This is a genomic window from Arthrobacter sp. MPF02 (assembly GCF_046605375.1).
Classification (GTDB): domain Bacteria; phylum Actinomycetota; class Actinomycetes; order Actinomycetales; family Micrococcaceae; genus Arthrobacter.
Genome location: NZ_CP176772.1, coordinates 1,936,506 through 1,950,066, shown reverse-complemented (window position 1 = coordinate 1,950,066; position 13,561 = coordinate 1,936,506). Strand labels below are relative to the sequence as shown.

The 13,561-nt window shown below is 65.6% G+C and carries 12 protein-coding genes; 2 read left to right on the top strand and 10 right to left on the bottom strand.

Going from position 1 to position 13,561, the window contains the following annotated elements; translation table 11 throughout:
• Positions 1-12: 12 nt before the first annotated feature.
• Both ACLH0K_RS09160 and ACLH0K_RS09155 read left to right on the top strand, forming a co-directional pair.
• On the top strand, positions 13-960 hold the full coding sequence (locus ACLH0K_RS09160; RefSeq protein ID WP_411373330.1) for an SPFH domain-containing protein: 948 nt from the start codon (positions 13-15) through the stop codon (positions 958-960).
• 227 nt (positions 961-1,187) lie between these two features.
• A complete protein-coding gene (locus ACLH0K_RS09155; RefSeq protein WP_138135813.1) occupies positions 1,188-1,535 on the top strand; it encodes an RNA polymerase-binding protein RbpA in 348 nt (115 codons plus the stop codon).
• A gap of 76 nt (positions 1,536-1,611) precedes the next feature.
• On the opposite strand, the gene ACLH0K_RS09150 is transcribed toward ACLH0K_RS09155, so the two are convergent.
• The 10 genes from ACLH0K_RS09150 to pafA form a co-directional block, all read right to left on the bottom strand.
• On the bottom strand, positions 1,612-2,352 hold the full coding sequence (locus ACLH0K_RS09150) for a polyprenol monophosphomannose synthase (protein WP_411373329.1): 741 nt from the start codon (positions 2,350-2,352) through the stop codon (positions 1,612-1,614).
• Positions 2,353-2,444: 92 nt separating this feature from the next.
• Positions 2,445-4,100, bottom strand: a complete 1,656-nt coding sequence (locus ACLH0K_RS09145; RefSeq protein WP_411373328.1) for an amidohydrolase — start codon at positions 4,098-4,100, stop codon at positions 2,445-2,447.
• A 47-nt stretch (positions 4,101-4,147) separates the two neighbouring features.
• A complete protein-coding gene (locus ACLH0K_RS09140) occupies positions 4,148-7,051 on the bottom strand; it encodes a DEAD/DEAH box helicase (RefSeq protein WP_411373327.1) in 2,904 nt (967 codons plus the stop codon).
• Between the two features lie 19 nt (positions 7,052-7,070).
• Positions 7,071-7,865: a twin-arginine translocase subunit TatC gene (tatC, locus tag ACLH0K_RS09135; RefSeq protein ID WP_411376444.1), complete on the bottom strand. Its 795-nt coding sequence runs from the start codon at positions 7,863-7,865 to the stop codon at positions 7,071-7,073.
• A gap of 48 nt (positions 7,866-7,913) precedes the next feature.
• Positions 7,914-8,186 (bottom strand): Sec-independent protein translocase subunit TatA, encoded by a 273-nt coding sequence (tatA, locus tag ACLH0K_RS09130; protein ID WP_009358592.1) that lies wholly within the window; start codon positions 8,184-8,186, stop codon positions 7,914-7,916.
• A 32-nt stretch (positions 8,187-8,218) separates the two neighbouring features.
• Positions 8,219-8,566, bottom strand: coding sequence for a hypothetical protein (locus ACLH0K_RS09125; protein WP_411373326.1), 348 nt, complete (start codon positions 8,564-8,566; stop codon positions 8,219-8,221).
• A 10-nt stretch (positions 8,567-8,576) separates the two neighbouring features.
• Complete coding sequence (locus ACLH0K_RS09120; protein WP_411373325.1) at positions 8,577-10,559, bottom strand: helix-turn-helix transcriptional regulator; 1,983 nt, start codon at positions 10,557-10,559, stop codon at positions 8,577-8,579.
• A gap of 134 nt (positions 10,560-10,693) precedes the next feature.
• A complete protein-coding gene (locus tag ACLH0K_RS09115; protein ID WP_411373324.1) occupies positions 10,694-11,089 on the bottom strand; it encodes an FKBP-type peptidyl-prolyl cis-trans isomerase in 396 nt (131 codons plus the stop codon).
• A gap of 64 nt (positions 11,090-11,153) precedes the next feature.
• On the bottom strand, positions 11,154-12,080 hold the full coding sequence (locus ACLH0K_RS09110) for an FKBP-type peptidyl-prolyl cis-trans isomerase (RefSeq protein ID WP_411373323.1): 927 nt from the start codon (positions 12,078-12,080) through the stop codon (positions 11,154-11,156).
• Positions 12,081-12,192: 112 nt separating this feature from the next.
• Positions 12,193-13,557 (bottom strand): Pup--protein ligase, encoded by a 1,365-nt coding sequence (gene pafA, locus ACLH0K_RS09105; RefSeq protein WP_411373322.1) that lies wholly within the window; start codon positions 13,555-13,557, stop codon positions 12,193-12,195.
• Positions 13,558-13,561: the final 4 nt, after the last annotated feature.

Below are 13,561 nucleotides of genomic sequence, written 5' to 3'. Positions count from 1 at the left end.
AAAAGGAGTTCCATGGAAAACGCAGGAGGAGCGGCCCTGGCCATCGTGCTGGTGGTCCTGATCGTCTTCGTGATCATCGTCCTGGTCCGGTCCGTCCGGATCATTCCGCAGGCCCGGGCGGGCGTTGTGGAGCGACTCGGAAAATACCAGCGCACGCTGAATCCGGGACTGACGATCCTCATCCCCTTCGTGGACCGGCTCCTGCCGCTCCTGGATCTCCGCGAGCAGGTGGTTTCGTTCCCGCCGCAGCCGGTCATCACCGAAGACAACCTGGTGGTCTCGATCGACACCGTTGTCTACTTCCAGGTCACAGATCCCCGTGCCGCCACCTACGAGATCGCCAACTACATCCAGGCCGTGGAACAACTCACCACCACCACACTCCGCAACGTGGTGGGCGGCTTGAACCTCGAAGAGGCCCTGACCTCGCGCGACCAGATCAACGGACAGCTCCGAGGGGTCCTGGACGAAGCCACGGGGCGCTGGGGCATCAGGGTTTCGCGCGTCGAACTCAAGGCCATCGATCCTCCGCACTCCATTCAGGATTCGATGGAGAAGCAGATGCGGGCCGAACGCGACCGCCGTGCGGCCATCCTCACGGCAGAGGGCACCAAACAGTCGGCCATCCTCACGGCAGAGGGCCAGCGGCAGGCATCCATCCTTGCCGCGGAAGGCGAAGCCAAGGCTGCGATCCTCCGCGCCGACGGTGAGGCACAGGCCATCCAGAAGGTTTTCGATGCCATCCACCGGGGAAACCCGGACCAGAAGCTGCTGGCCTACCAGTACCTGCAAACCCTGCCGAAGCTGGCCGAGGGCAGCTCGAACAAGCTGTGGATCATTCCGAGCGAAGTCGGCGAGGCGCTGAAGGGAATAGGCAACGTCCTGGGCGGCACCAACCCGGATCCGGCCGCGGCGGGCGGTCTGTTCGACGAGATGGCGGCAAAGCCTGCCGGGCAATAGCGGCGGCGGATCGCCGGCAACGGGGAACGCTTCCCCGTTTTGTCCACCCCGGTATGGCACCCGTATAATTGGGTATTTGTCCGGCATGAGTAATCGGCTGGAACAACACAGCTTCGCAATGCGTTGAATCCTATGATGCAGCACAGTGCACACAGTAGCCCGGCGGTGTTTCATCACCACCGGCTGGCGCGGGGTCCTGCCCCGCGAACCGATAAGAGGGAGAAATCATGAGCGATCGCAGCCTGCGGGGTATGCGCCTTGGCGCGCAGAGCATGGAGACCGAGTCCGGAGTCGAGCCGGCTCCCCGCCAGCGCGTCGAATACCGTTGCGAGGACGGTGAACAGGTCTTCGTCACCTTCTCCTCCGAGGCCGAAATCCCCCCGGTATGGGTTTCCAAGACCGGTAAGGAAGCGCTCCTGGTGGACGGCGAACGCCCCGACACCAGCAGCGACAAGGCCGTCCGTACCCACTGGGACATGCTGCTCGAACGCCGTTCGCTGCCCGAGCTTGAGCAGATCCTCGAGGACCGCCTCAACATCCTTCGCGAACGCCGCGGTGAGCGCCGCTCGGCCTGACTCCGGCTACAGCAAAAGGGGCCGTTCCTGCACCAGGTGCAGGAACGGCCCCTCTGTTGTTTTTGGGAGTCCCCCCTTACGGGTGGAGGACTTTCTTGCCCGTGAGCTTGTTCCAGCGCGCCTGGAGCCCCCACTTTGTGACGTTAATCATGGCCTCCACCACGATGTTTCCGCTCATCTTCGAAGCTCCCAGTTCGCGTTCCACGAACGTGATAGGGCGTTCTTCGATCCGAAGGCCCATCTGCGCCACGCGCCAGGCGAGATCCACCTGGAAGCCGTAGCCAACGGAGTCCACCTGGTCCAGGTTGAGCTTTTCGAGGGTGGTCCGGCGGAAGGCGCGGTAGCCGCCCGTGACGTCCTTGATCTTCAGGCCCAGCATGAGGCGGGCGTAGGTGCTGCCCACGCGCGAAATCGCCTGGCGGTAGAGCGGCCAGTTCACGACACGCCCGCCCGGGACCCAGCGGGAACCCATTGCCAGGTCCGCGCCCTGGTCCACCGCTGCCAGGAGCTGGGGCAGCTGTTCGGGCTGGTGCGAACCGTCCGCGTCCATCTCCACCAGCACGTCGTAGCCCGCCTCCAGGCCCCACTTGAACCCGGCGATGTAGGCAGCGCCCAATCCTTCCTTGCCCTTCCGGTGCAGGACATGGACCTGCGGATCCTGGCTGGCGACAGTGTCCGCGAGCTTGCCGGTGCCGTCAGGGCTGTTGTCATCCACCACCAGCACGTCCGACGCCGGGACAGCCGACCGAAGCCGTTCGAGGGTCTTGGGCAGCGATTCCAGTTCGTTGTAGGTGGGAATGATCGTAAGGACGCGCACAAAGGGCCTTTCCTGGGAGGACGGTCGTGTGCACCCGGACGGTAACCCGCCGGCAGGCGCAGCTTTCAATTATAGGGCGGCGGGCTGCAGGCTCAGGAACGCAGTGCCGGGCTGGCGAACAGTTCGACGCCGGCGCGCACGGTCTGCAGGCACACCGGATCGATGCCAGTATCGAGGGCAGGCAGCAGCGGGGTGCGTGCGCGCGGATCCGTGCTCCATGACTGGACGCGCCCGTCGGCCACCTGGACCATCAGCTCCTCGACGTCCCACACGGCGAAACTGGCGGGGGCCCCCGGTACCAGCTGCCCGGCCATCGGATTGGGGTATCGCGCGGCACGCCAGCCGGCACGGGTGTGGCCCAGGAACGCAGCACGGGCGGAGATCCGCTCATCCTGGTTATGGTGTTCCAGGCACGCCCGGACGCTGGACCACGGGCGCAGCGGAGTAACGGGGCTGTCGCTGCCAAAACACACGGGCACCCCTGCGGCGAAGAGGGTGGCGAAGGGATTCATACCCGCGCTGCGCTCCCCCAGCCGCTGCTCGTACAGTCCACCGGGTCCGCCCCATGCCGCGTCGAAGGCAGGTTGCGCGCTGACCGTCACTGAGTAGCGGGCAAGCCTCTTAACAGCCGGCCCGTCCAGCATCTCGACGTGCTCGAACCGGTGGCCCGCCGCACGCACGCGCTGTTCCCCCACCTGCTGCGCGGCGAGGTCGAGGGCTGACAGCGCTGCGTCGAGTCCGGCGTCTCCGATGATGTGAAAGCCGCCCTGGATGCCGGCCAGGGAGCATGCGGCGAGATGCGCAGCGGCCTGCTCAACGCTCAGGTACAGGGTGCCCCGTTCGTCCGGCGCGTCGGTGTAGCCGGAGCGCAGGGCGGCAGTCCGCGAGCCCACCGAACCGTCGATGTTAAGGTCACCGGCGAGGCCGCGCAGGCCGAAGCCAAACTGGTCTACCAGGCTGTGAACGTGCTCTTCCGAGGTTGCCAGTTCGCCCCAGTACGGGAGGACCTCGGGAACCGGTGCACTGTCGGGTGCAGGCTTGTTCCATGCTCCGGCAATGCGGAGGTCCTCCGCCCCGCCGATATGCGGTGCACCCATTTCCGCTACGGCCACGTAACCGTTTGCCGCGGCTTCGGACAACGCACGCTGCTGGTGCCGGCGCAGGTCCTCCTGCGGCAGCCGGCGGGTGGCCTGCCGTGCCGCCGTGTGGGCGGCACGCGTGACGCGCGCACCGCCGTCGAACCCGTCCCGGCGGCCAAGGTCCGCTGTCCGGGCAAGCGACGTTGAAACCAAAGCGGAGTGGACGTCCACCCGGGAAAGATAGACGGGCCGGCCAGCCGCTGCGCGGTCCAGTTCCTCCGCGCTGGGCAGCGCCGGGTCGGCCCAGGTGGTTTCATCCCAGCCGTGCCCGAGGACAGGCCCCTCCCCGCCGGCCCTGGCAACGGCGTCCAGCAGCTTACGCGCCGAGCCAACTCCTGCAAGCTGCAGGGATTCCAGGGCAAGGCCGGTCTCGGTCAGGTGGGCATGCGAGTCGACAAAGCCGGGCGCCACGAGCGCGCCCCGGAGGTTTAAGACGTCCATCGAACTGTCCGCAATGGAGGACGCCGCCTGCTCCGATCCCACCCACGCCACGGTATCTCCGTCCACAAGCATGGCGGTGGCAAAAGGATCGGCGGCGGTGTAGACGGAGCCGTTGCGGTAGAGAACAGCTTTGGATCGGGACGGTGCAGCGGGACCGGAATGAGGCATGCGGAAGGGCTCCTGGGTGGGACGAAGCGGCGCTGGGGCTGGGAAGGTTAAAGGACGGAGGAATAGGCCACGACGCCGCGGCGGATCATGGAGATGGCGTCGGCGCAGAGCCTGGCGAGGCGGGGATCAAGGCCAGGGATCTTGGCCAGCTGGTCCAGGAGGTCCACCACCTGCTTGACCCAGCGCACAAAATCGCCTGCAGCGAGGTCCGTACCGCTCAGAACATCCTGGAGGTGGCGCCCGCGGGCCCATTTGTACACCGGCCAGATGAGGCCGAGTTCCGGTTCGCCCGTCAGCGGAAGCTTGTTCTCTTCTTCCACGTCCTCCAGGGCAGACCACTCCCGCACCACGATGTCCACGGCTGTTTCCAGCGAGACGCTGGGCATCCGCGGCCGGAGCCCGCGGTCCTCACGCTTGGCCTGGTAGACCAGGGCACTGGCAAGGGCAGCAACCTCGGCGGCGTCCAGGTCGTCGAAAGCACCAAGCCGCAATGCCTGGGAAATCAGCAGATCCTTCTCGCCGTAGATCCGCCGGAGCCGCTGGCCCGCCGGACTGATGTTGAGCCTGCCTTCCCCGGCATCTTCCAGGTAGCCGTAAACGGAGAGGACATCACAGACCCGGTCGAAGGTCTTGGCGATGGTGTTGGTGCGGCCCTGGATCTGCCGGACCAGTCCGTCCGTCTCGCGCCGGAGCTTCCACCAGCGCTCCGACCACCGGGCGTGGTCTTCGCGTTCGTTGCATCCGTGGCAGGGATGTGCACGGAGGGCACGCCGCAGGTCCGCGATGCGCTTTTCCTGGTTGGGCATGGCTGCGGCCCGGCCGAAATCGTTGTTGCGGTTATGGCCGGGGGCAGGGGGCCGGTTTTCCCGCAGCGCATTCCGGGCGGATGAGGCCAGGTCCCGGCGCGACTTGGGCACCTTTGCATTGAACGATTTGGGGATCCGTATCCTGGTAACGGGAGAGATGGGCCCCTCAAGGTCATCGAAACCGATCCTGCGCAGCTGGTTGTCGAGCGTCAACACGGCCGGCCGCGGCTCACGGCTGCTGTGGTCCGCGCTGAGCACGATGGCCGGGCCCGGCGCTCTGCCGCCTGGAACGTCCACCACATCGCCGGGAAGCAGCCGTGCCAGTGAATCCTCGCTAAGCGACTTCCGTGCCCTCGACGTGGTGCGCGAGGCGGAATGTTCGGCATCCGACAGCTCCCGCCTCAGGCGCGCGTACTCGGTGAAGTCGCCCAGGTGGCAGGTCATGGACTTGGCGTACCCGGCCAGGGATTCTTCCCTGCTGCGCACCTGCCGGGCCAGGCCAACCACCGACCGGTCCGCCTGGAACTGGGCAAAGGATGACTCAAGGATCTCCCTCGCCCGGACCCTGCCGAACTGCGCAAGGAGGTTGATGCTCATGTTGTACGTGGGCCGGAAGCTCGAGTTCAGCGGGTAGGTGCGCCGGGACGCCAGGCCGGCGACGGCGGTCGGGTCCGTCCCCGGCTGCCACAGGACCACTGCGTGGCCTTCGACGTCGATGCCGCGCCGGCCGGCCCGCCCGGTCAGCTGGGTGTATTCGCCGGCGGTAATGTCCACATGGGCTTCACCGTTGAACTTGTCCAGTTTCTCAAGCACCACGGAACGTGCGGGCATGTTGACTCCGAGGGCGAGCGTTTCCGTTGCGAAGACCGCCTTGACCAGGCCGTCAGCGAAAAGTTTCTCCACCACTTCCTTGAACGTAGGCAGCATGCCCGCGTGGTGGGCGGCGAAACCCCGGATCAGCCCGTCCCGCCACGTCCAGAAGCCCAGGACGTCCAAGTCGTCGGGCGGGATGTCATGCCCTGCCTCGTCGACCCGCTGCGCGATGATCCGCTGCTCCTTCTCCGTGGTCAGCCACAGCCCGGAACCGACGCACTGGGCCACGGCCGCGTCACAGCCGGCCCGGGAGAAGATGAACGTGATTGCGGGCAGCAGGTCCATCCGGTCAAGGCTGGCGATAACCTGCGGACGGCTTGCGGGGCGTACTCCCCGTTGGTCGCCTGCCCCGCCCGGCCGGTCGTTTCCGCGCCGGCCCCGCTGGCCGCGGCCGCCGGGCCCGGACCTGGCGCGGAAGCCCTGCATGCTTTCGCTTCTCGCGACAGTCAGGAGGTCCGGGTTCACGTCGAAGCCCCGGCTCCCGGCGCTGTCCTTCCTGGAATCCCGCTTTGTATCGCCCGTGTCAACAGGCGGCGCAATCTCATCGAACGTGGTTTCCCCGGCGAACAGGTCCATGATCTGCCGGCCCACCATCACGTGCTGCCAGAGGGGAACGGGCCGGTGCTCAGAGACGATGATGTCCGTGTCGCCGCGGACGGTGTCCAGCCAGGCGCCGAACTCTTCGGCGTTGGACACGGTGGCGCTGAGGGAGACCACCTGCACTTCGCTGGGGAGGTGGATAATCACTTCCTCCCACACGGCTCCGCGGAAGCGGTCTGCCAGGTAGTGCACCTCATCCATCACCACGTAGCCCAGGTCGTCCAGGGTGGCGGAATCGGCGTAGAGCATGTTGCGGAGTACCTCGGTGGTCATGACCACCACCGGAGCGTCACCGTTGATACTGGTGTCGCCGGTCAGGAGCCCCACATTGTCGGCGCCGTATTTGTCGCCAAGTTCGGTGAACTTCTGGTTGCTCAGCGCTTTGATGGGTGTGGTGTAAAAGGCCTTGAGGCCACGCTTGATTGCCAAATAGATGGCGAACTCGCCCACGATGGTCTTGCCGGCTCCGGTGGGGGCCGCGACCAGCACTCCCCTGCCGTCCTGCAGTGACCGGCAGGCCTGTTTTTGGAAGTCATCCAGTTCGAAGTCCAGGGTGCGCATGAACGCTCCCAGGTCCGTCGCTGCCTCGGCCCTGCGCAATGCGCTGGCGCGGTACCGCTCGGCCGGTGACAGTTCTTCGGAATCAGGAAACGGACCGGTGTTGGAGGACATACACCAAGCCTAATGGGATTTAGAGGTTCTTCAGCTCACTGCTGGGGGTGGCAATGTCGGCTGTGGCCTCGGTCTCGGCGGCCCTCCTGGCCTCGCGGCGGGCGCGCCGCTTGTCATTCATGAGGCAGATACCGATGGCGGCGAAGAACAGCACCAGAAGGGGCCCCGCCAGCATGAACATGGAAATCGCATCCGCGCCGGGAGCGGCGATGGCGGCCAGGACGAAGACCAGGAACACCGTGATACGCCATGCCTTGAGGATGGTCCGGCCGGAAACGACGCCGGCCATGTTGACGCCCACCAGTACCACCGGGACCAGGAACGCGATGCCCAGGACCAGCACCATCCGCGTCACGAATTCGATGTACGTCCGTGCGTCAATCACGCTCGAGGAGCCGTCGGGAGTGAACTGGGTCAGTGCCCGGACCACCTGGGGTACCACGAGCCATCCGGCCCAGATCCCGGCGAGGAACAGCGGGACGGCGGCGGCCATGTAGCCGAGCGTGTACCGGCGCTCCTTGGACGTCAGGCCGGGGGTGATGAAGGCCCACAGCTGGTAGATCCAGATGGGGCTGGAAATGACGGCCCCGATCAGGAGCGACATCTGGAGCTTGAAGTCGAAGGGCGAAGCAATCGTCCCGAAGTTGATCGCGGAAAGCCCTCCGGTCTGCTGGGAAATCCGGTTGACGGGATCGGCCAGCGCCTTCAGCAGCGGATCGTAAAGTATCCAGCCTCCGACGCCACCGATGACGACGCCGATCGCGGACTTGATGAGGCGGTTCTTGAGTTCCTTGAGGTGGTCCCAGAGGGACATCCGCCCCTCGGGATTGGCTTTACGGGCCCGCGACAGTGCCACTGGGGGTCAGGCGCGGTTCGACGGCGGGACGTCTGTGCCGTCTGTCGGCTCACCGGGCTTCGCCTTGGGGTGGTTCACGATGGTGCCCTCTACCGGGCCGGAAGCGTCGGTGGTATCGGTTTTGCCGTCGTTCTTCATCTCCTTGACCTCGGACTTGATGATCCGCATGGACTGTCCGAGGCTGCGTGCCATGGCCGGAAGCTTGGGCGCTGCGAAGAGAAGCAAAGCGACAACGATGATAATGACGATGGGCCAGGGGCCATCAAAGAGTCTTCCCATGGGAAATCCTTTCCTCTAAATACATCCTACTTCTATGTGAAGTCGAGATCCCCGAGCGCCTGTGGCTGGCCCCGGTCCGCCTTGCGCTGGACCCTCCGGCGGCGGCGTTCTTTCCGCCGTGCCGATGTGGATGCCTCGTAATCATGTCGCATGTCGGCGGGTGAGGCAAAAACAGCGGAGCCCGCCGGCGGGCCGGCAGCTGCGGCAGTTTCTGCAGCTTCCGGAAGCAGACCCAGTCGGCCCAGTTTTTCGCCGGCTGCGCCCAGGTCCTTGACCGTTGCCATGAACTTCCGGAAGAGACGGATGCCCAAAAGGACGTAGAACAGCAGGGAGACGGCAACCAGCGCCACCCACAGAAGGATCCAGGACCACCAAGGCATGCTGAAAAGTCTATCCGCCGTAGCTTGCCAGTGATGCGTCCAGCCAGTCCTGCGCCGCGTCGGCCACTTCTGCCGGTGCGAGGATGCGTGCGGCACCGCCGTGCTGGGCAACGAACATCGGCAGCCAGGCGGTGTTGCCAAACCGGACCTCGGCCACCAGGCCGCCGTCGGGAAGTTCCGCCGTCCGCTCCGCGTAGTAGTCGTCCGCCAGTCCCCTCCCCTGGCGGGTGAGCTGGAGGATGATCGTGGTGTCGTCGTCGTTCGGTGTGAACAGCTTGGCCGGGACCCCTGTCCCGGGAGTGATGTCCGCCGCCGCCGGCCGGCCGTTGGGGCGGACGTCCTGGATCCGGTCAAGGCGGAAATTCCGCAGTCCTTCGACCAGATGGCAGTAGGCCTCAAAGTACCAGGTGTTGTCCAGCGAGTAGAGCCGCAGCGGATCGACGTCCCGTTCGGTCACCTTGTCCCGCTGCGGAGACAGGTACCTCAGGTGCAGCTGCTCCCGGCCCTCGATGGCCTGGCGGACGACGGAGTGCGTGGACGCGTCCGCAGGCCCGATCCGGGGCCCGGAGAGCGATGCCGCGCGCAGCCCTTCCTGCCCTGCCGCTGCCAGCAGTTTGAGGGTCACCGATTCGAGTGCGCCGCCCTCGGCAATGCCCGGCAGTCCGTTGAGGGTTTCCAGACCCGTCAGCAGGGCGCACGCCTCGTCCACCGTGAACCGCACGGGTCTCGTAAGGTCCAGGTCCTGGGTGATGAAGACATGGTCGTTTTCCCACTGAATGTCCAGGAGGTCGTCCGGGTAGCCCTCGGGCAGGCCCGAGCAGATGAGGATGCGCAGGTCGTCCTCAAGCTCCTTGCGGGTTATCCCGAAACGGCTGGCGACCTCTTGGATGTGCAGGCCCTGGTTATGCACCAGGAAGGGCACCAGCTGAAGCATCCGCTTGAGCTGGTCCTCCGAAGTCCGGGGCCGGGCCGTCCGCGGACGGGCGGACGGGAAAGAGTACCTCGGCACTTGCGAGGCGCTGAAGTCCGCTGCCGCACGGAGCCTGCGGCGCACCGCTGCTACGAGCTCCTCCGGTGCCGCCGCCACGGCGTCAGGCCCGTAGGAGGCCAGTTCCTCCGCCAGGACTTCCGGATCCCGGTACTGGATGGCCAGCCGGTCGAAGCCCGGCAGGGCCGGTGCAGGGGCGGCCGGGACACTTTCCAGCGCCCGGCGGCGGAGTGCGAGCAGGCGTCCTTCCCTGACGTTTACGACGGCGCTGCGCAGCGGCAGTTCCGGCAGGCGGTCAAGTTCCTGCCGGACGTCGAAGTCCGCAGGAGGTGAGTAGCGTTCCCGTTCCATGATGCTGACTGCGCTGGTAAGGCGGGATAACCGAAAGTGCCGGGCCGCCTGCCGGGCCCGGTCAAAGCCGACAAGGTACCACTGCCCGAACCTGCTGCCGAGGCCCCAGGGTTCGACAGTCCGCTGCTCTTCCTTGCCGGTGCTTCCGGCCAGGTACCGGAACGTCACGGGCCGCCCGGCGTGCATGGCATTGACCAGGTCATCAAATGCCTGCCCTGCGGGCTTGATACGGGGCTGGAGGCCGGCAGGCAGTTGCACCTCGGACGTCCGGCCCGTCGCCTGGAGCTTGCGAAGGGCGCTCTGGGCGGCTGAGCCGAGGGCGGCACGTTCCCACAGCTGCGAAGCCAGAAGAAGGACGGTCCACTCCTCCGGGTCCAGCTGGACGTCCGGGAGCCGGTTCGATTCCTTGCCGATCCGGTAGCGGGTGGTGGCGGGGTCGTCCTCGCTCCAGCCCAGCTCCGTCAGCGTTTCCACTTCGAAGCCGAACTGGCGGAGGTCATTCTTGTCGCGTTCGAACATCCGGCCGAAAGCTACATCGTTGCCTGAGGTGTCGTGATAGACCTTGTCCCGCAGTTCGCTGCGGCGGAGGCCGTACCGCGTGTTCAGGAGCGCGATCAGCAGGTTGAGGAGTCGTTCTGTGCGGGATGCGGACACTCTGGTTACGTTACTAAACTCCCGGCGGAACGCAGAAAAGCGCGGCAACCTCCGGACTACTGTCCGAAGGTTGCCGCGCTTTCACTGGTGGAACCGGGATGCCGTTACTGCTGCACTGCTGCCGGCGCCCCCGATCAGCGGACGCCGACCAGGTCCACCACGAAGATCAGGGCCTCGTTCGGCTTGATGGCACCACCGGCACCGCGGGAGCCGTACGCCAGCTCGGAGGGGATTTCCAGCCGGCGGCGGCCGCCCACCTTCATGCCCAGCAGGCCCTGGTCCCAGCCCTGGATGACCTGGCCGACGCCGACGCGGAAGTCCAGGGGCGTTCCGCGGTTCCAGGAAGCATCGAATTCCTCGCCGGTGGACCAGGCCACGCCGACGTAGTGGGTGGATACGGTGTCGCCGGCCTTGGCTTCCCGGCCGTCGCCCTCGATGAGGTCCGTGATGACCAATTCAGTGGGGACGTCGCCTTCCGGGAAGTCGATCTCGGGCTTCTGGCGGTCGAACTGGCGCTGACCAAATGACATGGCTACTCCTTTATCTGGGGCTGCGTTGGCTACCGCGGAAGCCGCGGTGTGGTTGTAAGTCTTGTTACTTGGCGCCGAGGATGTCCACCACGAACACCAGGTCACCCTTGGCTTCGCCCTGCCCGGCGTCGCCGTACGCCAGGTCCTTGGGGATGACCAGCAGGACGCGGGAGCCTACGGTCTTGCCCGCCAGGCCCTGCGTCCAGCCCTTGATGACGCCGGTGAGCGGGAAGCTTGCAGGTTCGCCGCGGTCAAAGCTTGAGTCGAACTTGGTGCCGCCAACGAGGGTGACGCCGACGTAGTTGACGGTCAGGGTGTCGGTTTCCTTGACCACTGCGCCGTTGCCCTTGATGAGGTCCTGGGACACCAGGGCTGTGGGCGCGGCAACGCCTTCCACGTTGATCTCCGGCTTGCCGTCCTTTTCGGTCACGGTGGGAAGTCCGGCAGGCGGCGTGACAGTCTCGCCTTCGGGCTTTTCCAGCGGCTGCGTCACGTCGGTCGCTGACAGCACCTTGATGACCAGGAGCTGCGTGGGCTGGGCTTCGGCTCCGGCGGCTGCAGCCTGTCCGGGTACTGCGAGGGCGAGGCTGGAGCCCACCTTCGCACCAACGAAGGCGTTGTAGATCACTTCGCTGCCGGTCTTCAGCTCCTCGTTGAGCTCCAGGGGCTCCGGCTCATTCGGGAACGTGTCCTCAAGGGTGGAGCCGTCGGTGCCATTGAGGGCGAGGACCGAGATATTGGCGATCTGGTTCGCCTTCACCCTTTCCCCGGTACCTTCGGTGATCACCTTTACGGTGGGCTCGGCGACTTCGAGCGGCTTGGTGAATTCCACGCCCGGAGCCTTCTTGTCCCCGTTGTCGGTCAGTTTAAGGGAGTCGAACTTTGCAGTCTCCCCGGCAGACTGGCTGGTGGGTTCCGGCTCGGCGGCGGGCCCGCCACAAGCGGTAAGCAGCAGCAGACCGGGAAGAAGGATTGCTAGTAGTCGGCGCACGTAGAAGAACTTTCGTCGGGGCAGGATGGATGCGACGCTCCGCGGGCGGCGGCAGCAATCGCGGCAGGTCCCGGTAAAGGGCCTTATCCAGAATAGCCCCTGAAGCTGGGAGTCAGCCCATAGAGTCGAGCAATGCATCCACCCGCTCGTCCACGCTGCGGAAGGGATCCTTGCACAGGATGGTCTGGTGGGCCCTGTCGTTGAGCTTCAGGTGCACCCAGTCCACGGTGTAGTCACGGCCCAGTTCCTGCGCCCGGCGCACAAAGTCGCCGCGGAGCTTGGCGCGGGTGGTCTGGGGCGGGGCGTCAACCGCGTCCTTGATCACGGTGTCGTCGACGATCCGCCGCACGGCACCACGGGACTGCAGGAGGTAGAAGAGGCCTCGCGCTCGGGAAATGTCATGGTAGGTGAGGTCCAGCTGCGCGATCCGCGGCGAGTCCAGTCCCAGGCCGTGCCGCTCGCGGTAGTTGTCCATCAGCTTCTTTTTGATGGCCCAGTCGATCTCGGTGTCGATGCTCCTTGAATCGCCGGTCTCTATCGCTTTCAGCGTCCGCTCCCACAGATCAAGGATTAGCGGAACGTGCGGGTTGTGCGCGCCGTGCTCCTGGACGAAGGCCGTGACCTTGGACAGGTACTCCTGCTGGATCTCCAGTGCCGTGAGCTGGCGGCCGTTGGCCAGCCGGACCAGTGCCCTGCCGCTGAGGTCGTGTGAGATTTCGCGGATGCTGCGGATGGGGTTCTCCATGCGCATGTCCCGCATGATGACCCCGGCTTCGATCATCCGCAGGACCAGGTCCACCGTTCCCACCTTCATCAGGGCGGTGGCCTCGGACATGTTGGAGTCGCCCACGATGACATGCAGCCGGCGGTAGAACTCGGCGTCCGCGTGCGGCTCGTCGCGGGTATTGATGATCGGCCGTGAACGGGTGGTGGCCGAGGAAACGCCCTCCCAGATGTGGTCCGCACGCTGGGAGAACGCGTACGTTGCCCCGTGCGGGGTTTTCAGGATCTTGCCCGCACCGGCGATCAGCTGGCGGGTGACAAGGAACGGGATCAGGATCTCGGCTAACCGGGAGAATTCGCCGCGGCGCGGAATGAGGTAGTTTTCATGGCTGCCGTAGGAGTTCCCGGCGGAGTCGGTGTTGTTCTTGAACAAGTAGACCGTTCCGTTGAAACCTTCCGCAGCCAGGCGGGCCTGGGCCTCATCCACGAGGTCGTCAAGGATAAGCTCCCCTGCCCGGTCGTGGGCAATCAGCTGTGCGAGGTCGTCGCACTCTGCCGTGGCATATTCGGGGTGCGAGCCCACGTCCAGGTAAAGCCGGGAGCCGTTGGTCAGGAACACATTGGACGAGCGTCCCCAGCTGACCACCTTGCGGAAGAGGTAGCGTGCCACCTCTTCCGGGGCAAGGGGCCGCGAATCGGGGCTCGAGTACGAGATGCCGAATTCGGTTTCGATACCGAAGATCCGCTTGTCCATGTCT